This window comes from Gordonia sp. GN26 (assembly GCF_054823965.1).
Genome location: NZ_JSYC01000175.1, coordinates 1 through 20,314, shown reverse-complemented (window position 1 = coordinate 20,314; position 20,314 = coordinate 1). Strand labels below are relative to the sequence as shown.

General features: G+C 67.9%; 19 protein-coding genes. 12 read left to right on the top strand and 7 right to left on the bottom strand.

What is annotated here, in order from left to right:
- Window positions 1-58: 58 nt before the first annotated feature.
- The 4 genes from OK17_RS22265 to OK17_RS22250 all read left to right on the top strand — a co-directional run bounded on the left by OK17_RS22265 (window position 59) and on the right by OK17_RS22250 (window position 3,264).
- The gene (locus OK17_RS22265; RefSeq protein ID WP_461418788.1) at window positions 59-820 is read left to right on the top strand and encodes a crotonase/enoyl-CoA hydratase family protein; all 762 of its coding nucleotides are present in this window, start codon (window positions 59-61) and stop codon (window positions 818-820) included.
- Window positions 821-872: 52 nt separating this feature from the next.
- Window positions 873-1,643, top strand: a complete 771-nt coding sequence (locus OK17_RS22260; protein ID WP_461418787.1) for an SDR family NAD(P)-dependent oxidoreductase — start codon at window positions 873-875, stop codon at window positions 1,641-1,643.
- 131 nt (window positions 1,644-1,774) lie between these two features.
- The gene (locus OK17_RS22255) at window positions 1,775-2,785 is read left to right on the top strand and encodes an alpha/beta hydrolase (protein ID WP_006865454.1); all 1,011 of its coding nucleotides are present in this window, start codon (window positions 1,775-1,777) and stop codon (window positions 2,783-2,785) included.
- Complete coding sequence (locus OK17_RS22250; protein WP_232715932.1) at window positions 2,782-3,264, top strand: MaoC/PaaZ C-terminal domain-containing protein; 483 nt, start codon at window positions 2,782-2,784, stop codon at window positions 3,262-3,264. The genes OK17_RS22255 and OK17_RS22250 overlap by 4 nt, the downstream gene beginning before the upstream one ends.
- A gap of 6 nt (window positions 3,265-3,270) precedes the next feature.
- On the opposite strand, the gene kstR is transcribed toward OK17_RS22250, so the two are convergent.
- On the bottom strand, window positions 3,271-3,921 hold the full coding sequence (gene kstR, locus OK17_RS22245; RefSeq protein ID WP_006865452.1) for a cholesterol catabolism transcriptional regulator KstR: 651 nt from the start codon (window positions 3,919-3,921) through the stop codon (window positions 3,271-3,273).
- A gap of 136 nt (window positions 3,922-4,057) precedes the next feature.
- Here kstR and OK17_RS22240 point away from each other — a divergent pair, with 136 nt between their 5' ends.
- The 7 genes from OK17_RS22240 (at window position 4,058) to OK17_RS22210 (ending at window position 13,031) form a co-directional block, all read left to right on the top strand.
- On the top strand, window positions 4,058-6,247 hold the full coding sequence (locus OK17_RS22240) for an acyl-CoA dehydrogenase family protein (protein WP_461418786.1): 2,190 nt from the start codon (window positions 4,058-4,060) through the stop codon (window positions 6,245-6,247).
- Window positions 6,248-6,365: 118 nt separating this feature from the next.
- The gene (locus OK17_RS22235; RefSeq protein WP_461418785.1) at window positions 6,366-7,490 is read left to right on the top strand and encodes an acyl-CoA dehydrogenase family protein; all 1,125 of its coding nucleotides are present in this window, start codon (window positions 6,366-6,368) and stop codon (window positions 7,488-7,490) included.
- A 2-nt stretch (window positions 7,491-7,492) separates the two neighbouring features.
- Entirely contained in the window at window positions 7,493-8,656 is a 1,164-nt protein-coding gene (locus OK17_RS22230) for an acyl-CoA dehydrogenase family protein (RefSeq protein WP_232715929.1), read from the top strand.
- Window positions 8,653-9,705, top strand: coding sequence for a bifunctional MaoC family dehydratase N-terminal/OB-fold nucleic acid binding domain-containing protein (locus OK17_RS22225; protein WP_461418784.1), 1,053 nt, complete (start codon window positions 8,653-8,655; stop codon window positions 9,703-9,705). The genes OK17_RS22230 and OK17_RS22225 overlap by 4 nt, the downstream gene beginning before the upstream one ends.
- Entirely contained in the window at window positions 9,702-10,145 is a 444-nt protein-coding gene (locus OK17_RS22220; protein ID WP_461418783.1) for a MaoC family dehydratase, read from the top strand. Before OK17_RS22225 ends, OK17_RS22220 begins: the two co-directional genes overlap by 4 nt.
- Window positions 10,145-11,317: a lipid-transfer protein gene (locus OK17_RS22215; protein WP_461418782.1), complete on the top strand. Its 1,173-nt coding sequence runs from the start codon at window positions 10,145-10,147 to the stop codon at window positions 11,315-11,317. Before OK17_RS22220 ends, OK17_RS22215 begins: the two co-directional genes overlap by 1 nt.
- 82 nt (window positions 11,318-11,399) lie before the next feature.
- Window positions 11,400-13,031: an acyl-CoA synthetase gene (locus tag OK17_RS22210; RefSeq protein ID WP_461418781.1), complete on the top strand. Its 1,632-nt coding sequence runs from the start codon at window positions 11,400-11,402 to the stop codon at window positions 13,029-13,031.
- A gap of 129 nt (window positions 13,032-13,160) precedes the next feature.
- On the opposite strand, the gene OK17_RS22205 is transcribed toward OK17_RS22210, so the two are convergent.
- Window positions 13,161-14,441 (bottom strand): SLC13 family permease, encoded by a 1,281-nt coding sequence (locus tag OK17_RS22205; protein WP_232715925.1) that lies wholly within the window; start codon window positions 14,439-14,441, stop codon window positions 13,161-13,163.
- A 32-nt stretch (window positions 14,442-14,473) separates the two neighbouring features.
- Complete coding sequence (locus OK17_RS22200) at window positions 14,474-16,144, bottom strand: MFS transporter (RefSeq protein ID WP_461418780.1); 1,671 nt, start codon at window positions 16,142-16,144, stop codon at window positions 14,474-14,476.
- A gap of 225 nt (window positions 16,145-16,369) precedes the next feature.
- Here OK17_RS22200 and OK17_RS22195 point away from each other — a divergent pair, with 225 nt between their 5' ends.
- Window positions 16,370-16,567: a hypothetical protein gene (locus tag OK17_RS22195; RefSeq protein ID WP_006865442.1), complete on the top strand. Its 198-nt coding sequence runs from the start codon at window positions 16,370-16,372 to the stop codon at window positions 16,565-16,567.
- A gap of 25 nt (window positions 16,568-16,592) precedes the next feature.
- Here the strand turns inward: OK17_RS22195 and OK17_RS22190 are convergent, their stop codons facing one another.
- From OK17_RS22190 to OK17_RS22175, 4 genes are all read right to left on the bottom strand, one after another.
- Entirely contained in the window at window positions 16,593-17,024 is a 432-nt protein-coding gene (locus tag OK17_RS22190) for a DUF6918 family protein (RefSeq protein ID WP_005194399.1), read from the bottom strand.
- A gap of 95 nt (window positions 17,025-17,119) precedes the next feature.
- On the bottom strand, window positions 17,120-17,980 hold the full coding sequence (locus OK17_RS22185; RefSeq protein WP_232716478.1) for a MaoC/PaaZ C-terminal domain-containing protein: 861 nt from the start codon (window positions 17,978-17,980) through the stop codon (window positions 17,120-17,122).
- 2 nt (window positions 17,981-17,982) lie between these two features.
- The gene (gene kstD / locus OK17_RS22180; RefSeq protein WP_232716480.1) at window positions 17,983-19,716 is read right to left on the bottom strand and encodes a 3-oxosteroid 1-dehydrogenase; all 1,734 of its coding nucleotides are present in this window, start codon (window positions 19,714-19,716) and stop codon (window positions 17,983-17,985) included.
- 101 nt (window positions 19,717-19,817) lie between these two features.
- On the bottom strand, window positions 19,818-20,258 hold the full coding sequence (locus OK17_RS22175; protein WP_232716482.1) for a nuclear transport factor 2 family protein: 441 nt from the start codon (window positions 20,256-20,258) through the stop codon (window positions 19,818-19,820).
- Window positions 20,259-20,314: the final 56 nt, after the last annotated feature.

Sequence of the window (20,314 nt, the reverse complement as noted above, 5' to 3'; positions counted from 1 at the left end):
CCGATCTCGGGTGAGCGTGCCGCAGCGATCGTCGAAATCGGTGAGGGGTCAGCGACACATGTCCGACGCAGTTCTCGTGGAGCGCCGGGGGCGCATCCTCGTCATCACGATCAATCGGCCGCAGGCGCGCAATGCGATCAACCACGAGGTGAGCCAGTCGCTTGCCGACGCGATGGACGAGCTCGACGACAGTCCGGAGCTGTCGGTCGCCATTCTGACCGGTGCTGGTGGGAACTTCTGTGCCGGAATGGATCTGAAGGCCTTCGCCGCCGGTGAGTCGGTGGCCATCGAGGGGCGCGGTCTGGGCTTCACGCAGAAGCCGCCGGCCAAGCCCGTCATCGCCGCCGTCGAGGGCTTCGCGCTCGCGGGCGGAACCGAGCTGGTTCTCGCCACCGATCTCGTCGTCGCGTCGAAGTCGGCGAAGTTCGGCATCCCGGAGGTCAAGCGTGGCCTCGTGGCGGGTGCCGGCGGACTTCTGCGCCTGCCCAAGAAGATCCCGTACTCCAAGGCCCTCGAACTGGCGCTGACCGGCGACAACTTCAACGCCGAACAGGCCGCCGACTGGGGATTCGTCAACATCCTCACCGACGAGGGTGGGGCGCTCGACGGCGCTCTCGCCCTGGCGGAGCGCATCACCGAGAACGGCCCGCTGGCCGTCGCGGTCACCAAGCGGATCATCGCCGAGTCGGAATCGTGGAGCGACGACGAGAAGTGGGACCGTCAGGGACGCTTGCTCACTCCGGTCTTCACCTCGAAGGACGCGATCGAGGGTGCCCGCGCCTTCGCCGAGAAGCGCAAGCCCGAGTGGACCGGCGCCTAGGCCACGTGAACACCCGGCCGATCAAAACGTGAAATAGATGTGAGGAGAACAGATGTCGTTCGAGGGTGAAGTCGCAGTCGTCACCGGCGGTGCAGGCGGACTTGGTGCGGCGACGGTGCGTCGGCTGCATGCCGAAGGCGCCTCGGTCGTGATCGCCGACCTGGCCGACCAACCGGCGAAGGAGCTCGCCGAAGAACTGGGGGAGCGGGCGATCTATGCGCGCACCGACGTGCTCGACGACGATTCCGTGAACGCCGCACTCGAGCAGGCAGGTGAACTCGGCGACCTGCGCTACGCGGTCATCGCACACGGCGGATTCGGTGTGGCGCAGAGGATCGTCGGCCGTGATGGATCACCCGCCGAGATGAAGGGGTTCGTCAAGACCCTCAACCTGTATCTCACCGGCACCTACAACGTCTTGCGGCTGACCGCGGCGAAGCTGGCGGCCGGTGAGCCCAAGGAGTCCGGCGAGCGCGGCGCGGTCGTGATGACCAGCTCGATCGCCGGCTACGAGGGGCAGATCGGGCAGACCGCCTACGCCGCCGCCAAGGCCGGGGTCATGGGTCTCACCCTCTCCGGCGCACGCGACCTCGGCTCGGTTGCCGTGCGCCTGAACACCATCGCGCCCGGCACGATGCGGACGCCGATCATGGAGTCGATGGGGGAGGAGGCGCTCACCAAGTTCGCCGCCGGTGTGTCCTACCCCAAGCGTCTCGGTCTTCCCGACGAATTCGCCGCGCTGGCGCAACACCTGCTGGAGAACAGCTACATCAACGGCGAGATCGTGCGCCTCGACGGTGCGCAGCGGTTTCAGCCGCGCTGACCGAGGTTGCCGCACTGTGCAGTTGCCCCACATCACAAAAGCACAACGACGACCGTCTCGGCTTGGGGTGCTTCACCGATCCCGGTTACCTTTGTTAAGTCTGAGAATATTGTTAACCAAAGGGGCTATTGGTGCGTTCCTCGTGGAAGAGGCGACTGAGCGTCGTCGCGTGTGCCGTTGCAGTGGCGGCGACCGGATGGGCACCGGCGGCTCTTGCTGCGCCGGCCCCCGACCCCAACCGCGCCCGGATCGACACCGTCATCCACGACTCGGCCCAGCAGACGACACTGATCGTCTACTCGGCCGCGATGCGCCGGCTGGTCCCGGTCAACGTGCTGCGCCCCAAGGACCTCACCAAGCCGCGCCCGACCCTGTACCTCCTCAACGGTGCCGGTGGTGGCGAGGACTCCGCGACCTGGGCGGCGAAGACGCAGTACTCCAAGTTCTTCCGCGACAAGCAGGTCAACGTCGTGACGCCCATCGGTGGCGCGTTCTCGTACTACACCGACTGGCAGCGCGACGACCCGGTGCTCGGCCGCAACAAGTGGACGACGTTCCTCACCAAGGAACTCCCGCCGCTGGTCGACAAGGAGTTCAACACCACTCGCAAGAACGCGATCGCGGGCATCTCGATGGCCGGCACCTCGGTGCTGAACCTCGCCATCTCCGCCCCGAAGCTCTACAAGTCGGTGGCCGCCTACAGTGGTTGCGCTCGAACCAGTGATCCCTTGGGCCAGACCTACATCCGGATGGTCGTCGCCGATCGCGGCATGGGCAACGTCGACAACATGTGGGGCCCGGTCAACTCGGCGGGCTGGCGCAAGAACGACCCGTACGTCAACGCCGCGAAACTCCGGGGCACCAAGGTCTACATGACCAGTGGTACGGGCCTCCCGGGCTGGTACGACCGCCTCGAGGCACCTTTGATCGCCGGTGACCCGTTAACCCTGGCCAATCAGGTGGTCCTCGGTGGTGTCATCGAAGCCGCCGTCAACGAGTGCACCAAGCAGATGGCAGAACGCATGCGCGCGTTGAAGGTTCCGCACAAGGTCCTGTTCCGGCCCGACGGTACCCACTCCTGGGGTTACTGGGAGCGCGACCTCAAGACGACGTGGCCGATGATCGCCAAAGATCTGAAGTGAGCGACGCCGATCGACTGTGGGCGGATGATCTCGAGGTCGGGCAGGTGTTCGGATTCGGCACTCATCAGGTGACCGAGGACGAACTGCTCGACTTCGCCCGTCAGTGGGACCCGCAGGACTTCCACACCGACAAGGCCGCGGCCGAGGCCGGCGTCTACGGCGGGCTCATCGCCAGCGGGCTGCACACGATGTCGATCTACCAGAAACTCGCGGTGACCGGGGTCCTGTACCGCTGGAAAGTCATCGCGGGCAAGCGACTTGCCGATGTCGTGTTCCTCCGGCCGGTGCGCCCCGGGGACACGTTGACCGGTTCGCTGACCATCGACGCCGTCGAGTTCGACGACCGTGACCGCGCGCTCGTAACGTCCACGTCGGAACTGGTGAACGACGCGGGTAAACCGGTCATGCGGACCGTCGTCGAGGCATACGTACACGCGCGGTCGGCCGGCACCCCTCTGCCGGCCGACCGGAACGACTGAATCAGCTCAGTTGGCGCGGTCCTTGAGCAGGAGCCGGACCGTGAGTTCGAGGCGATTGGTGACGTCGGTGGCCGACGCGCGCCGGGTCAGCCACTGCACGAGGTTCGACATCCACACGTCCGAGAGCACGCGCGCGATCGCGAGATCTTCTTCCGTGGGCTCGCCGACGCCGACGATGGCACCGGCGAGGAGCCGGTCGATGATGCCGGCGACCTGATCGACCTCGGCGGTCGCCGACGCGTCGGCGAACATGAAGGCGCGGGTCATGGCCTCGGTGAGCAGCGGGTCGCGCTGCATCGCGAAGGTGATCATGTCCAGGACGTGGCGCAGCCGGTCGACCGGGGTGTCGCCCCGCAGCTGTGAGCGGTCGACCTTCGATTCGACGCGTTCGAACTCGCGAGCCAGTGCCGTCACCAGCAGGTGGACCTTGGACGGGAAGTAGCGGTAGAGCGTGCCGACCGCGACGTCGGCCTTGTCGGCGACGGTGCGCATCTGGACGGCGTCGTAGCCGCCCTTGGAGGCAAGTGCGAGCGTCGCGTCGAGGATGCGGCGGCGGCGTTCGCGCTGCGCGGTGGAACCGGCTTCGGGCGACGCGGCAGGGGTCGTGGCCCCGGCTGGGGCGTCGACCGCGGCGTTGCCTGGTGCAGAGCGGGCCATGTGTTTACGAACATCCTCACGTGATCGGCGACCGGGGAGGTGGGGATTCACGGGTGGCTACCCGATCACCTCCACCCATGGCATATTAGAACAGGTTCTAATTATTCCTCACAACTCGACATACAGAGGATCACTCGTGACAATCGCCACGTCTCCCGAACAGCAAGCCGTCTGCCACAGCATCGAGTCCTGGGCGCGCGCCGCGAAGGTGACCGAACTCGTCCGTTCCGACATCGACAAACCGCGCGACCAGTGGACGGCGCTGTTCGGTCAGCTCGCGGAGTTCGGTGTGTTCGCGGCCGCGGTGCCGGAGACGTCAGGCGGTCTCGGAGCGGAATTCGTCGACGTGGCGGCGATGATCGAGCAGTGCGGCATCGAGCTGGTCCCGGGGCCCATCGCGTCGACGGTGACCGCCGCCATCGCGCTTTCCGCCAGCACCGATGCGCGGGCGCAGGCGCTCCTCGACCAGATCCTCGAAGGTGCGGTGCCCGTCGTCGCGCCGGTCGTGAGCCACGCCGGTGGGGCGGCCGCGCCGCTGTCCGATGCTCTCGACCTCGGGCTCGTCGGCGGCTACTCCGAGGGTGTCGCGGTCCTCGCGGCGCTCGACGTCCCCGGCCGGGACGGTCGGTGGTGGATCATCCCGCCGAATGTCGGCAGCGCCGACATCGCGCCGGAGACTCCGCTCGACGGTACGACCTCGGTGGCGCGCGTACGACTGACCGGTGTCACCCCCGACGACCTCGTCGAACTACCCGACGCGCCGCTCGTCGAAGGGCTGCTGTCGGCGACCCTCGCGGCGTATCAGAGCGGGGTCACGCGCTGGACTCTCGACACCGCCGTTGATTACGCCAAGGTCCGCACGCAGTTCGGTGCGCCGATCGGATCGTTCCAGGCGATCAAGCACATCTGCGCCGAGATGCTCTGCCGCAGTGAGGAGGTCACGGCGGTCGCATGGGACGTGGCCGGCGCGGTCGACGAGGTGCTCGGTGCATCCCCCGATGAACTTGCCGCTGCGCGGGAGCAACTCGAGATCAGCAGACTCGCCGCCGACGTCGTGGTGGCCGAAGCGCCGGCGGCCACGGCCAAGGACTGCATCCAGGTGCTCGGCGGGATCGGGTTCACCTTCGAGCACGACGCGCATCTCTACCTGCGGTCCGCACTCGCGGCGCAGGCTGCTCTGGACCACGCGCACACTGCCGCCACCGCGCTCGCCGACCGTGGGGTCGCCGGTGCTCGCCGACGCTTCGCGCTGGATCTGTCGCAGGTCGAGGACAAGCGCGACGAGGTCCGCGAGACGGTCGCCCGTATCGCTGCGGAGACCGACGCCGACGACCAGCGGCGCGTGCTCGCCGAGACCGGTTACCTCACCCCGCACTGGCCGGCGCCGTACGGACTCGGGGCCGATGCGGCCCTGCAGTTGCTGATCGACACCGAACTCGACGCGGCCGGCGTCGTCCGCCCCGACCTCGTCATCGGCGCCTGGGCGATCCCGACGATCCTGTCGCACGGCACCGACGCCCAGCTCGAACGCTTCGTCCGCCCCACCCTCGCCGGCGAGATCGTCTGGTGCCAGCTGTTCAGCGAACCCGAGGCCGGTTCCGACCTCGCCGCGCTGCGCACCAGGGCCGAACGCGTCGACGGCGGGTGGAAGCTGTCGGGTCAGAAGATCTGGACCTCGCAGGCGCACAATGCGCAGTGGGCCATCTGCCTGGCGCGCACCGATCCCGAGGCCCCCAAGAACAAGGGGATCACCTACTTCCTCGTCGACATGTCCTCGCCGGGGATCGACATCCGGCCGCTCCGCGAGCTGACCGGTCGCGCCAACTTCAACGAGGTCTTCCTCGACGATGTCGTCGTGCCCGACGACTGCGTGGTGGGCGAGATCGACAACGGCTGGCGGCTCGCCCGCACCACCCTCGCCAACGAGCGCGTGGCGATGGGCGGATCGGGACTCGGCAAGGAGATGGAGTCGCTGCTGCGGCAGGTGCAGGGGATGACGCGCGACCTCTCCGACGCCGAACGCGTGGCACTCGGCAGCCAGTTCGCCGACGCACACGTCGGCCGGGTTCTCGACGCCCGCGCGGCCACGCAGCAGCTCGCCGGACTCGACCCGGGTGCGTTGTCCAGCGTCCGCAAACTGATCGGTGTGCAGCACCGCCAGTCGGTCCCCGATCTCGCCCTGCGGCTCCTCGGCGTGCAGGGTGTCGCGGCCACGGATGCGTCCGACGCCGTGCTGCAGAACCGCTGCCTGTCGATTGCCGGTGGGACGACCCAGATCCTCAAGACCGCGGCCGCGGAACGCATTCTCGGTTTGCCGCGCGGCTGACCGGTCGCGGCCGCGCGAAACCGCAGATAAACCCGATCTCTACCCTCCGATGCGCGGACTCTGATACAACTAGAACAAGTTCTAGTTCTGTAGTTCGCGCATGGTGAGGAGACACAGGGTGGACTTTGCCCTGGACGGCACGGCGATCGCGGTTCGCGACGTCGCGGAGGACGTGTTCGCACGACGACAACCCGACTGGGAGTCGACCTTCGGCAGGCGGGATTCCGGCGGGTCGGGAGTAGGTGATCAGGTCGGTGGCTTCGACGCCGAGACCTGGCAGGCGCTCGTCGACGCCGGGTTGCTCGCGTTGCCGTTGCCGGTCGACCACGACGGTGACGAGGTCGACGAGGCGGGACTGTTGCCGCTGTTCCGACGGATGGGGCGCGCTGCGGCGGTGACCCCGGCGCTCGGAACCCTGACCGCCGCGCTCGTCTTCGCCAAGGCCGCCGGCGACGCTGCGGACGTGTGGTCGCGCTGGGCGGAGTCCCTGACCGGTGGTCGCTGGGCCGCCATCGCGATCGGCGAACACGGCGACCCGCTGACGCCGACCCCGCAGACAAGCGTCCGGGGCGGCAAGCTCAACGGCACCAAGGTCGGGGTTCTGCACGCCGAGGGGGCCTCGGTCCTACTCGTCACGTCCGATGCCGGCGTCGTGGCCGTCTCCCCGACGGCCGATGGCGTCACGCTCACGCGTACTCCGTCGTCGAGCGGTTGGGGCGAGTACACGGTCACCTTCGACGACGTCGCCGTCGACGATGCCGACGTCATCAGTCGTGAGCTGTCGGTCCTGCGCGATCGCTACCGGTTGGCACTGTGCGCCTACGCGGACGGTCTCGTCGCCGGCGCCACCCGGCTCACCGCCGATCATGTGTCCACGCGCGAACAGTTCGGTAAGCCGATCGCGCTGTTCCAGGCCGTCGGCCAGCAGCTCGCCGACATCTACGTCGTCGGCCGGTCGATGGATCTGTCGACCACTGCGGCGGCGTGGCGCCTCTCCGAAGGCCTCGATGCCGGAACCGATCTCGGCGTCGCCGCCTACTGGCTCGCCGAGGAGATCCCGCCGACCCTGCGGACGATGACCCACCTGCACGGCGGCATCGGCGTGGACATCACCTATCCGCTGCACCGGTACTTCTCCGTCGCCAAGGATCTCGCCCGCCTGGTGGGTGGGGCCGCCGTGCGGCTCGACGAACTCGCCGACATCACCGAGGGCGCTGCCCCGGCCGACCGAGCACAGGGGTGAGCATGTTCATCGATCTGACGCCCGAGCAGCGCGCGCTGCGGGAGGAACTCCGGGAGTACTTCGCCGACCTGGTGACCCCGGAAGAAGCGAAAGTCATGCTGACCGAGCGGCACGGACCCACGTACCGCAAGGTCATCAAGCGCATGGGTGACGACGGCTGGCTGGGTGTGGGCTGGCCGAAGGAGTTCGGCGGCAAGGGATTCGGGGAGATCGAACAGCAGATCTTCACCAACGAGGCCGTCCGCGCCGACGTCCCGCTGCCGTCGGTCACCCTGCAGACCGTCGGTCCGACCCTCCAGGTCCACGGGACCGAGGAGCAGAAGCGCAAGTTCCTGCCCGCGATCCTCGCCGGCGATGTGCATTTCGCCATCGGTTACACCGAACCCGAGGCCGGTACCGACCTGGCGTCGCTGAGCACCACCGCCGTGCTCGACGGCGACCACTATGTGGTCAACGGCCAGAAGATCTTCACCACCGGTGGCCACGATGCCGACTACATCTGGCTGGCCGTGCGGACCGACAAGGACGCGCCCAAGCACAAGGGCATCTCGATCCTCATCGTCGACACCAAGGATCCCGGGTTCAGCTGGACGCCGATCATCACCGCAGACGGCGCCCACCACGTGAACGCCACCTACTACCAGGATGTGAAGGTCCCGGTGTCGATGCGGGTCGGCGAGGAGGGCGACGGCTGGAAGCTGATCACCACCCAGCTCAACCACGAGCGCGTCATGCTCGGACCGGCCGGACGCATCGACGGCCTGGCGGCGCGGCTGCGCGCCTGGGCACAGCGTCCGGGCCCCGACGGCACCGTGATCGCGAAGCATCCCGACGTACGCCGGGCGCTGGCCACCATCGACGCCTACGGCCGGATCAACGAACTGCTCAACTGGCAGGTCGCCTCCACCGGTGAGGCGATCTCCATGGCCGACGCCGCCGCGACCAAGGTGTTCTCCACCGAACGCATCCAGTCGGTGTGCCGGATGGCCAACGAGATCATCGGCCGCTACGGCGATTTCACCGACCCCGAGACCGCCGCCCTGGTGGACTGGCTCGACGTCCAACAGAAGCGCCATGTCGTCATCACCTTCGGCGGCGGGGTCAACGAGGTCATGCGCGACATGATCGCCACCGCCGGACTCGGCCTCCCGAGGGCCAAGCGGTGAGCGCCCCAGAGCTGACCGGTACCGAGGTGACCGGAGACGAGGCGATCCGCGCTGCGGCGCAGGCGATCATGGACGACGGTGCGAGCGCACCGGTGCGTGGGCGCGATCCGATCAACCAGCCGATGATCAACAACTGGGTCGAGGCGATGGGCGACGAGAACCCCATCTACGTCGACGAGGCCGCCGCGCGTGCTGCCGGGCATCCGGGTGTGGTGGCACCGCCGGCGATGGCCCAGGTGTGGACCATGCGCGGCCTCAACGGCGTTCGCACGGCCGACGATCCGCTCGGACGCGCGACACAGCTGTTCGACGACGCGGGCTTCACCTCGGTGGTCGCGACCAACTGCGACACCGTCTACCACCGCTACACCCGGCCGGGTGAGCGGGTGTCGCTGTCGGCGGAACTCGTCGAGATCGTCGGCCCCAAGAACACCGCGCTCGGCGAGGGCTGGTTCTTCACGACCCGCAACGTGTGGTCGGTGCCCGATGCGAACGGTGCTGACGAGGTCGTCGCGGAGATGCGGTTCCGCATCCTGAAGTTCCGCCCGGCTGCGAAGGACGCTGCACCCGAGCCTGTTTCGTCAGTACCCGACGATCTCGACCCGGCGCGGCTGCTGAAGCCGAGCGTCTCGCGGGACACCGCCTTCTTCTGGGAGGGTGTCGCCGCCCACGAACTGCGCATCCAGCGCGACGGCGAGGGCGCCCTGCGTCATCCGCCGGTCCCGGCGACCTGGAAGCCCCGCGAGGCCGACGGATCGGTGCCGGAGACCGACTACGTCGTCGCGTCCGGAACCGGAACGGTCTACAGCTACGTGGTCCACCGTGCGCCCAAGGTCCCCGGTCGGCAGCTGCCGTTCGTCGTCGCCCTCGTCGAGCTCGACGAAGGTGTGCGGATGCTGGGGGAATTGCGCGGCATCGAACCGGAGGACGTCGAGATCGGGATGCCGGTCCGGGCGACCTTCCTGGACTTCCCGGCCCGCGATGAGGCCGGAACGCCGGCGTGGACGCTGTACGCCTGGGAACCGGCGAGTGAAGGGGGAGAAGCATGACCAGTGTCGCCACTCCGGCGGTGAGCGTCGGAACCACCCTGCCGCCCTTGGTCATCGACGCGACTCCGACCTTCGTCGTCGCGACGGCACTCGCCACCCGCGACTTCCAGGACGTGCACCACGACCGCGACCTCGCGCAGGCCAAGGGGTCCAAGGACATCTTCGTCAACATCCTGACCGACACCGGTCTGGTCGAACGATTCGTCACCGACTGGGCCGGGCCCACCGCCCGAATCCGTTCGATTGCACTGAAACTGGGTGTGCCGTGGTACGCCTACGACTCGGTCACATTCACCGGTGAGGTCACCGAGGTCGCCGACGACGGCCTGCTGACGGTCGCCGTCACCGGAACCAATTCGCTGGGCAAGCACGTCATCTCCACCGTGACCCTCACCATCGGCGAGGGCGCCTCGGATACGACACAAGGGGAGGGGTGCTGATGGGCGGGCTGTCCGGACATGCGGCGATCGCCGGCATCGGGGCCACCGAGTTCTCCAAGGACTCCGGGCGCAGCGAGCTGCGGCTCGCGGCGGAGGCGGTGTCGGCGGCCATCGCCGACGCGGGTCTCACGCCGGCCGACGTCGACGGTCTCGTCACGTTCACCATGGACACCAACAGCGAGATCTCGGTCGCCCGGGCCGTCGGAATCCCCGAGCTCACCTACTTCTCGCGGATCCACTACGGCGGCGGCGCCGCGTGCGCGACCGTGCAGCAGGCCGCGATGGCGGTGGCGACGGGGGTCGCCGACGTCGTCGTCGCCTACCGTGCGTTCAACGAACGGTCGGGACTGCGGTTCGGACAGGTGAATTCGGCGGTCGCCAACCAGGAGAACTCCTCGGGTACGGAGAACGCCTTCAGCTACCCGCACGGGTTGTCGACGCCGGCGGCGTTCGTCGCGATGATCGCCCAGCGGTACATGCACGACTACGGCGCCACCAGTGAGGACTTCGGCCGGATCGCGGTCGTCGACCGCAAGCATGCCGCGGTCAATCCCGACGCCTTCTTCTTCGAGAAGCCGATCACCCTGGAAGACCACCAGAACTCCCGGTACATCGCCGAGCCGCTGCATCTGCTCGACTGCTGCCAGGAGTCCGACGGCGGTGTCGCCCTGGTGATCGTGTCGGCCGAGCGGGCCAAGGACCTGCCGCACACGCCGGCCGTGATCGCCGCGGCCGCAGCAGGTTCCGCGGCCGACCAGTTCATCATGACCAGCTACTACCGCGACGAACTGGCATCGCTGCCCGAGATGGGGCTCGTCGGACGGCAACTGTGGTCGCAGTCCGGCCTCGGTCCCGAGGACATGGACATGGCCGTCCTCTACGACCACTTCACCCCGTACACGCTGCTCCAGCTCGAGGAGCTGGGCTTCTGCGGACGAGGCGAGGCCAAGGACTTCGTCCGTGAGCCCGGTGCCCTGGAGGTGGGTGGCCGCCTGCCGCTCAACACCCACGGCGGCCAGCTCGGCGAGGCCTACATCCACGGCATGAACGGCATCGCCGAGGCCGTCCGTCAGATCCGGGGAACCTCCGTCAACCAGGTCGACGACGCCGAGAAGGTCGTCGTCACCGCCGGAACCGGTGTTCCCACAAGCGGGTTGGTGCTCACCGCATGACCGGAACCGTATGCACCGACCACATCAGTCCCGACCAGCCAGTCCAGTGCAACAACACTCTTGAGAACGAGGAGCGCGCAGAATGAAGTTCAACCTCGCCGATGTCTTCGAGACGGTCGCCGATTCGGTGCCCGAGCGGATCGCGCTCAGCTACCAGGGCCGCCAGATCAGCTACGCCGAACTCGACAAGCTGTCCAACCAGGTGGCACACCTGCTCGCGGGCGCGGGGGTCGGCGCCTTCGACAACGTCGCACTGTTCCTCAAGAACAGCGTCGAACACGTGACCAGCCTTCTCGGCCTGCTGAAGGTCCGCGCGGTGCCGGTCAACATCAACTACCGGTACACCAACGCCGAACTGCAGTACATCTTCGACAACTCCGACTCGCGCGCGATCATCGTCGAACTCCCCGAGCATCAGCGCAGCGTCGCCGCGCTGCTCGCCGAGACGCCCACCGTCCGAACAGTGTTCGTCATCGGTGATATCGTCGAGGAGCTCACCCAGGCGGTCGCCGACCTGCCCGACGGGCGCACGGTCGAGATCGTCTCCTTCGCCGATGCCTACTCCAAGCCGGACAACCGCGACTTCGAGCCGCGCAACGGCGAAGAGCTCTACCTGCTCTACACCGGTGGCACCACGGGGTACCCCAAGGGCGTCATGTGGCAGCACGACGACTTCTTCCGTAAGCCGCTCTCGGGTGGCAACCCCTACGGCGAGGCCCGCAAGGATCTCGAGGAGATCGGCACGGCGGTCAAGGATTTCCCGTCCATCGCCTTCCTGCTCGCGGCCCCGCTCATGCACGGTGCGGCGTCGTACTCGCTGTTCACGTTCTTCACCCTCGGCGGTCGCCTCGTGATCCAGCGCGACTTCGACCCGGAGGCCATCGTCACCGAGGTCGAGAAGGAGAAGGTCAACATCGTCCTCATCGTCGGCGACGCCATGGGTATGCCGCTCGTGGAGGAACTGGAGAAGCGGAAGGATGAGGTCGACCTGTCGTCGATGTTCTCCATCACCTCCGGTGGCGCCATCTGGTCGCAGCACGTGCGTGACCGCATGCTCGCGGTGAAGCCGGATCTGGTGCTGCGCGACAACTTCGGCGCGTCGGAGTCGGGCAACGACGGCGAGATCATGATGGACGACAACGGCAACCTGAAGGTGCCGCCGACCGACAAGATGATGGTCGTCGACGAGAGCCTCAACAAGATCGAACCGGGCTCGGGCAACGTCGGCTACATCGCGCGCATCGGCAACGTTCCCCTCGGCTACTACAAGGATGAGGAGAAGACCGCCAAGACCTTCCCGACGCTGCCGGACGGCACCCGCATCTCGATCCTGGGTGACATGGGCACGGTCGAGGCAGACGGTTCGATCGTGTTCCTCGGCCGCGGCTCGCAGTGCATCAACACCGGTGGCGAGAAGGTCTACGCCGAAGAGGTCGAGGCCACCCTGCACGGGCACCCGGCCGTCGCGGACGCGCTGGTGGTCCCGGTCCCCGACGAGAAGTACGGCCAGCGGGTCGCCGCGGTGATCTCTCTCGCCGAGGGTGCCGAGGAGCCGACGCTCGAGGAGATCCAGGACCACTGCCGCGAGACCCTCGCCCGCTACAAGGTCCCGCGCACCGTCGTGTTCGTCGACGAGGTCAAGCGCACGCCGGCCGGCAAGGCCGACTACCGCTGGGCCAAGGCGGAGGCGGCGAAGGAGAGCACTCCCGTCTAGTCGAGCGGACCTTCTCGCTCCCTGAGGTGCGAGGAGCGATAGCGACGAGCCACGAAGGGCCTGGTGACATTGTCTCGCCCAGCCCTTCGTGGCTCGCTTCGCTCGCACCTCAGGGAGCCGAGGCGGCGCTCAGGTGAGCTGGAGGGACCCCCACAGCGCGAGCACGGCGACACCCAGCGTCGCGGGGACGGTGAGTGCGCCGAGCCTCAGGTACTCCCGTGAGGTCGGGGCGGCGACGTCGCGGTGCATGATCTCCCGCCAGAGCAGGTTGGCCAGCGACCCGAAGTAGGCCAGATTGGGGCCGATGTTGACGCCGAGCAGCATCGCCATGACCAGGCCCGGGTCGTGGGCCACCAGCGGGATCAGCAGGAGGGTCGCCGGGAGGTTGTTGACGAGGTTCGCCAGGATGGCGGCGAGAACGGCGACCGTCAGGATGCCGAGCAGCGTCGACGACGAGGGGACGATCCCGCCGATCCAGTCGCCGAGCGGGCCGTCGCGGACCGGCAGGATGACGACGCCGAGCGTGGCGACGAACCCCAGGAACGGGATGTTGACCGCCGTGACCGTGCTGCGCAGCGTGGCCACCGGGGAACGGAGCAGCTCGGGCAGCGTGAAGAGCACCGCGCCCACCCCGGCGACTGCGGCGAGCGGTACACCGAACGGTTCGGCGACCACGAACGCGACGAGCAACAGGGCCAGGCCGACGAGGAGAAGGGTCGGACGAGGCGCGGCCGGCCGGGGCTGTGCGTCTGGGGGTCGGGGCGCGGGATCGCCGGGCGTGGGACTGCCGAGTGCGCCGGAGAAGTACCACCGGAAGATCAGGTACTCGACGAGGATCGCCGCGATCCACGGCGCCAGCATCACCCCGGTGAAGCCGAGGAAGCCGAAGCCGGTGGCGGAGAACGCCAGCAGGTTGGTCAGGTTGGAGACCGGCAGCAGCGTCGACGCGGTGTTCGCCAGATGGGCGCTGGAGAAGGCGATCGGGGTCACCCGTGCGCCGATGTGCCGTGCGGTGGCGACGGCGACCGGCGTCAGCAGCACGATCGTGGTGTCGAGGCTGAGGATGGCGGTGGTCACCGCCGCGGCCACGAAGACTATGCGCAGCAAGCGATACGGCGAGGCTCGGCTCCAGCCGGCGAGAACCGTCCCGACCCAAATGAAGACGCCTTCGCGGGCGCACACGTCGGCGACCACCAGCATCGCGGCGAGGAAGCCGATGGTCGGCGCCATGGTCATGACCTCGTCGGCCGCGGCGTCGAGGTCGGTCAGACCGAGCAGGATGAGCAACCCGGCCACCGGGGCCGCCACCAGGACCACCGGGACACGCTGCGCGGCAAGGGTTGCGACGATCACCACGACGAGGCCGGCGATGCTGACGATGCAGCCGGCGGCACTGTCCACGGTGAGCACCGCAGAAAGGGTACGCCCAGACCGGCTACGCCTCAGTCGCGGGCGTAGGTGTCGTCGAGGTCGGGATCGGGTTCGAGGTCACCGGTCCGGCTCGTGATGACCGGGCCCTCGACGACGCGACGCGGAGTGATCCACAACAGGACGACGGCGCTGGCGAGCATGATGCCGCCCAGGATCAGCGAGGCGTGCTCGAACGGCACGTCGAAGGCGGCCTGGCTGCCGTCGGCGATCTTGTCGGCGAGCTCGCCGGACTGCGCGGAAAGGTTATCGACCACGACCCTCGCCTCGGCGAGGGAACGCTCGATGAGTGTTCCCGCCTGTTCGGCCTGGGCGATGGTGGCCTGACCGCCGGTCGGGTCACCCGCGGCGATCTGCTGCTGTCCGGCGGCGGTGAGCTGCTCGCGGGCGAGGTCCGCGGTCGGCCCGATCCGTGCCTTGTAGCCGGCGGCGACCATGGAACCGGCGATCGCGATGCCGATGGCCGCACCGATCTCGCGAGCGGTGTCGTTGATCGCCGAACCGACACCCTGGTTGTCGAGCGGGGTGTTGGACATGATCGCGGTGGTCGCCGGGGCGGAGGCCAGGCCGATGCCGATGGCGACGACCGCCAGGATCGCCGCCAATGTCCAGTAGTCGCCGACCCGGATCAGGCCCATGAGGGTCAGGCCGATTCCCGACAGCAGGGCGCCACCGGCGATCACGAACTTGAGCGAGTCCAGCCGCACCGCCAGCCAGTTCGACAGCAGCGAGAAGATCCCCACGCCGGCGACGAACGGCATGAGCGCCACGGCGGACTGTAGCGGCGAGTAGCCGAACACCAGCTGCAGCAACTGCAGGACGAGATAGAACATGCCGAAGGAGGCAAGGAACTGCACCGCCACGGACAGCGACCCCGAACCGAAGGCCCGGTTGCGGAGCAGCCGGACGTCGAAGAGCGGAGAGGCCGAACGCACTTCGACGACCACGAACAGTGCGGCGAGGAGGATGCCACCGACGAGGCAGGAGAGGACCAGCGGATCGGCCCACCCGCGGTGGGGCGCCTCCAGGAGACCGAAGACCACTCCGGCGATCGCCAGGACCGAGCACAGGGTGCCCGGGATGTCGAAGCGGCCGGGGTCGGTGTCCTTCGACGTGCCGATCGTGAAGCACAGCAGCGCCGCGACGCCCGACGACGCGGCGAAGGTGATGAAGATCGAGTGCCAGGAGAAGAATTCGAGTAGCAGGCCGGTGACGAGGAAGCCGGCGATCGCACCGCCACCGGCGATCGCCGACCAGATGCTGATGCCGACGGCTCGCTGGCCGTCGGGCATCCCGGAGGTGATGAGCGACAGCGTCGTCGGCATGATCAGCGCGGCGGCCGCGCCGGCCAGGCAGCGGGTGAGGATCAGTTGTTCCGGGCCGTTGACCCAGATCGCGGCGAGTGACGCCACACCGAAGAGGATCAGACCGATGATGAGGATCTCGCGTCGCCCGAAGCGGTCGCCGATCGCACCGGCGGGCAACAGCAACGCGGCGAGCGCAAGGGTGTAACCGTCGACGATCCACGTCATCTGGCCGGCGTCGGCGCCGGTGTCGACGGCGATGTCGGGCAGTGCCGTGTTGAGTGCTGCCATCGCGGCGACGACCATGCTCACGGACAAGCAAGCGACGAGGACGAGCCACGCGGAGCGCGCATCCATCCGGAATCCGTTCGGCAATTTCATCTTCCGCCCCCGATTTCGATGTGTGACTCGTAGGATCTCAGGGTTGCCGTCCGCCGCGTTGCGGTTTCGTTATCGCGACACGCGTGAGGGGAACCACCGCAACGTGGGTAACTTATGACACATTTATCACTGCAGTACCAGAACCGGGCTAGTGTGCTCCGGTCTGTGAACCGCAGGCCGTCATGGTCGAAGTTGGCCCCGGACAATCGAAAGTGGTGAAAGGTCATGGCCTCACCCCACATTGCGTCGAACACAGTCGCGTCCGCCGCTGCAGGACCCAGTACCGGCGCGACCCCGATCGCTTCTCCGAACACCACCGACGCTTCGCCTGCGCGCCTCCACATCTGGCGTGTGCTGACGATGCTGGCGGCGCTCATCGGCGTCATCGTGACGCTGGTGGTCATCGCGTCGTCGGCGGTGTGACCGCCGACGACGCGTGACCGGGTGACTACCCGGCGTGCTTCTCGATGGCAGCGCCGAGTCGCGGCAGTGCCGCGACCACATAGTTCTTGGCCTTCCCGCGCAGCGAGTTGTAGGCCTTCGCCAATCCGGGCTTGGCCGAATCGGCCTGGGCGTCGGTAACCGCCAGCAGTGCCTCGGCCGCGGCATCGCCGTTGGCCGAGAGATGATCGCCGAAGGCGACACCGGCAGGCTTCGTATCCCAGAACGGTGCGAGAGCCGTCAGGAAGTCCTCGGCCAGCTGATCCGTGGCACTGCGCACCACGCCGGGCTTCACCTTCTGGACCGCCGAGTAGGCGGTCTTCACAGCGGCGCCGCTCAGACCCGACTGGTCGGCCACCTCGGCATCGATGACACCGACCAGGTCGGTCACCAGTGCGCTGCGGTTGTCGGCAAGTAGGGGCGTCAGCGAATCGCTCATGCGGTCTCCTTGTGAATATGCGACGTGGTTCACGCGGACCGGTCGTTCCCGGTCCGCGTGTAGAGCGTACTGGCCGCCGCTGACGGGCCGGCGACTCAGTTACGCGCGCACACCACATTGGCGAGGGCCTTGGCGCCCTCCCGTTCGATGACACTCGCGGTGGCCAGGAAACGGGCGCCGTCGTCCCAGACCGCGACCTCGAGGGTCTCGCCGGGGAAGACCACGCCGGCGAACGATGCCGAGAACTCCGCGACGGCGGCGACGTCTCCGTCGAGCAGTTCGTCGGTGATGGCGCGCGCGACCGTGCCGTAGGTGCACAGACCGTGCAGGATCGGGCGCGGAAAGCCTGCGCGCGAGGCGAACTCGGGATCGGAGTGCAGCGGGTTGCGGTCGCCGCACAGTCGGTAGAGAAGCGCCTGATTGGGAAGCGTCGGGATGCGCAGCTTGTGATCGGGTTCGCGGTCGGGGTATTCGACCTTCTCCGATGTGCCGCGCTCACCGCCGAAGCCGCCCTCGCCCTTGGCGAAGATCGACGACCGCGCGGTCCACAGCGTCTGACCGGCGTCGTCGGTGGTCACCGACTCCTGGATGATGACGGCGGCCGAACCCTTGTCCTGGACCTCGGCGATGCGGGTGCGGGTGGTCGCCTTGCCGCTCGGCGGCAGCGGACGGTGCGCGGTGACCTTCTGACTTCCGTGGACGACCTTCGCGAGGTCGATGTCGACGCCCGGAAAGGACACCTTCGGCGGTTCGGTGGTGTGGAAACCGGCGGCGACGGTCGCGAAGGTCGGCAGGACCTTGGGCGCCGAATCATGAACGTAGGCCAGCGACTCGGTGTTCATCGGGTCTGCCGCGGCACCCACCGCGAGGTGGTAGAGCGCGACATCCGATGCCGACCACTCGAACGAGACCTCGGGCAGTTCCGCTCCGACGGCGACGGCGGGATCGATCGGCATGGTCAGGCTCCTGTCTGGGACGTCGGGGTGGTGGCCGAGGCCTTGGCGGCGATGTCGCTGGCGGCGAGGTAGCCGAAGACGATCGCCGGGCCGATGGTGGCGCCGGGACCGGCGTAGGTGTGACCCATCACCGGGGCGCTGGTGTTGCCCGCGGCGTACAGGCCCTCGATGACCGATCCGTCGGCACGGAGTGCGCGACCCGCGGCGTCGGCGTTGATGCCGCCCTTGGTGCCGAGGTCACCGGGAACCATCTTGACCGCGTAGAACGGGCCCTTGCTGACCGCGCCCAGGCTCGGATTGGGCTTGTTGGTGATGTCGCCGTAGTAGTGGTCGTAACCGCTTGCGCCACGGCCGAAGTCCTCGTCGACGCCGGTGCGGGCGAAGCCGTTGAAGCGTTCGGTGGTCTCGACGAGCGACTCGGCGGGGACACCGATCTTCTCGGCGAGCGCGGAGATGCTGTCCGCCTTCACGACGACGCCCGACTCGTACCACTTCTTCGGAAGCGGCTGGCGTGCAGTGATTCCGGCGAAGAGGTAGCGGTTGCGGCATCGCTGGTCGAAGATCAGCCACGACGGCACGTTCTCGCCCGGGCCCTCGCCGTGGCCGAACTCTCCGCCGTACATCTGGTGCACCGCTTCGACATACGGCAGCGACTCGTTCATGTAGCGCTTGCCGCGCATGTTCACGATGAAGGTGCCGGGGACCGACCGCTCCGACAGCGCGAACCAGGGTCCACGCGGCAGCGGGATCGTCGGACCCCACCAGGCGTCGTCCATGAGGGAGACCGCGGCGCCGATTTTGAGTCCGGCGTTGATGCCGTCGCCGGTGTTGCTCGGTGCGCCGGTGGTCCAGTCGGAGCCGATGGGCTCGCGCTGGTACTTCTTGCGCATCTCCTCGTTGTGCTCGAAGCCGCCGCAGGCGAGGATCACGCCCTGACGCGCGCGGATCTCGAACTGCTTGCCCTCCGATTCCGCGATCACGCCGACGACCCGGTCGTCGGCGGTGACGAGGTCGACGAGGCCGGTGTTGAGGCGGAGCGGGACCCCGGCCTCGCGTACGCCGATGAGGAGCTCGGCGGCCAGTGCCGCACCCATGGCGATCAGCTTCTTGCCGCGGCTGCGGGCCCAGAAGAAGCGGCTGCCGACCTTCGCCATGCGCAGCGGACCGCGCCAGTGGCGGAGGCCGGTGTTGAGCCACCGGTAGTCGGACTGCAGCACGACCATGTTCAGCGGGGCCTTGGTGTACTGCGGGTGCAGTGTCTCGAGGTCGTCGCCGAGGCGGCGCGCATCGAACGGCCGAGGTTCGATCGACCGGCCGCCGAGACGCCCGCCCGGTGCCTCGGGGTAGTAATCCGAGTAGTTCTTCACCCACTCGAGGTCGAGCGGTGCATGTTCGAGCAGGAAGTCGAGGGCCTCGGGTCCGCGATCGATGTAGGCGTCGATCCGGTCGGCCGGTGCATGCTCGCCGATGATCGCGTGCACGTACTCACGGGCCTTCTCCGGCGAATCGCTGACGCCGTCGCGCTTGAGAACCGAGTTGTTGGGGATCCAGACGCCGCCGCCGGACCGGGAGGTCGAACCGCCCCAGTAGGGCGACTTCTCGATCAGCACGGTCTTGAGGCCCTTGCGGGCCGCGGTGATCGCGGCGGCCAGGCCGGCACCACCCGCGCCGACGACGATGACGTCGTAGGTCTCGGGTTCGGTGCTGGTCTGTTGTGGATCGGACGAGCCGGCCATGGGGTCCCCTTCGTGCGCGCAGCTGTAACGTGTTCTACCTGAATTAGAACACGTTACAGAAACGTGCCGCCAGGGTCAGTCGCCTCATTCACCGGAAACAGTCAGGTCGAGGCGCTGACCTGCACGGTCATGTCGGCCGGTGTCCAGAACGCGCGCATCGAGGTGATGAGCCCGGAGTCGTCGAAGGTCATCACGTCGATCGGCTCCACCACGATGGTGCGCCCCGGCAGACGTGTGGTCACCCGGAAGTGGAAGGCTGCCTGGCCGCCGACCGCGCGCACGACGAGGAGCTCGGCGGTGCTGTCGGTGCCGTCCAGGCCGCGATAGAACTCCTCGATCGCGGGACGACCGATACGCGGTTCGGAGCCGACCGGATCCTCGAGCCGGGCGTCGGGTGCGTAGAGCTCCGCGATCTCGGCTGCGGTTCCGGTCGAGATGGTCGCGAGGTACCGCGACACCAGGGCGGCGGTGTCGATCGGATCGGACACTGTGGGCACGGTCGAACTGGGCGCGGTCGAACTGGGCACGGTCGAACTGGGCATGATCGAACACTGACAGCCCGCGTCCGGTTCGAGGTCCCGACCTCCCGCTGAGCGGA

Coding starts and splice junctions, on each gene's coding strand:
- OK17_RS22265 (WP_461418788.1), top strand. CDS start 59: ATGTCCGACGCAGTTCTCGTGGAGCGCCGGGGGCGCATCCTCGTCATC.
- OK17_RS22260 (WP_461418787.1), top strand. CDS start 873: ATGTCGTTCGAGGGTGAAGTCGCAGTCGTCACCGGCGGTGCAGGCGGA.
- kstR (WP_006865452.1), bottom strand. CDS start 3,921: ATGGCCCGCTCTGCACCAGGCAACGCCGCGGTCGACGCCCCAGCCGGG.
- OK17_RS22230 (WP_232715929.1), top strand. CDS start 7,493: ATGTTCATCGATCTGACGCCCGAGCAGCGCGCGCTGCGGGAGGAACTC.
- OK17_RS22220 (WP_461418783.1), top strand. CDS start 9,702: ATGACCAGTGTCGCCACTCCGGCGGTGAGCGTCGGAACCACCCTGCCG.
- OK17_RS22215 (WP_461418782.1), top strand. CDS start 10,145: ATGGGCGGGCTGTCCGGACATGCGGCGATCGCCGGCATCGGGGCCACC.
- OK17_RS22210 (WP_461418781.1), top strand. CDS start 11,400: ATGAAGTTCAACCTCGCCGATGTCTTCGAGACGGTCGCCGATTCGGTG.
- OK17_RS22200 (WP_461418780.1), bottom strand. CDS start 16,144: ATGAAATTGCCGAACGGATTCCGGATGGATGCGCGCTCCGCGTGGCTC.
- OK17_RS22195 (WP_006865442.1), top strand. CDS start 16,370: ATGGCCTCACCCCACATTGCGTCGAACACAGTCGCGTCCGCCGCTGCA.
- OK17_RS22190 (WP_005194399.1), bottom strand. CDS start 17,024: ATGAGCGATTCGCTGACGCCCCTACTTGCCGACAACCGCAGCGCACTG.
- OK17_RS22185 (WP_232716478.1), bottom strand. CDS start 17,980: ATGCCGATCGATCCCGCCGTCGCCGTCGGAGCGGAACTGCCCGAGGTC.
- kstD (WP_232716480.1), bottom strand. CDS start 19,716: ATGGCCGGCTCGTCCGATCCACAACAGACCAGCACCGAACCCGAGACC.
- OK17_RS22175 (WP_232716482.1), bottom strand. CDS start 20,258: ATGCCCAGTTCGACCGTGCCCAGTTCGACCGCGCCCAGTTCGACCGTG.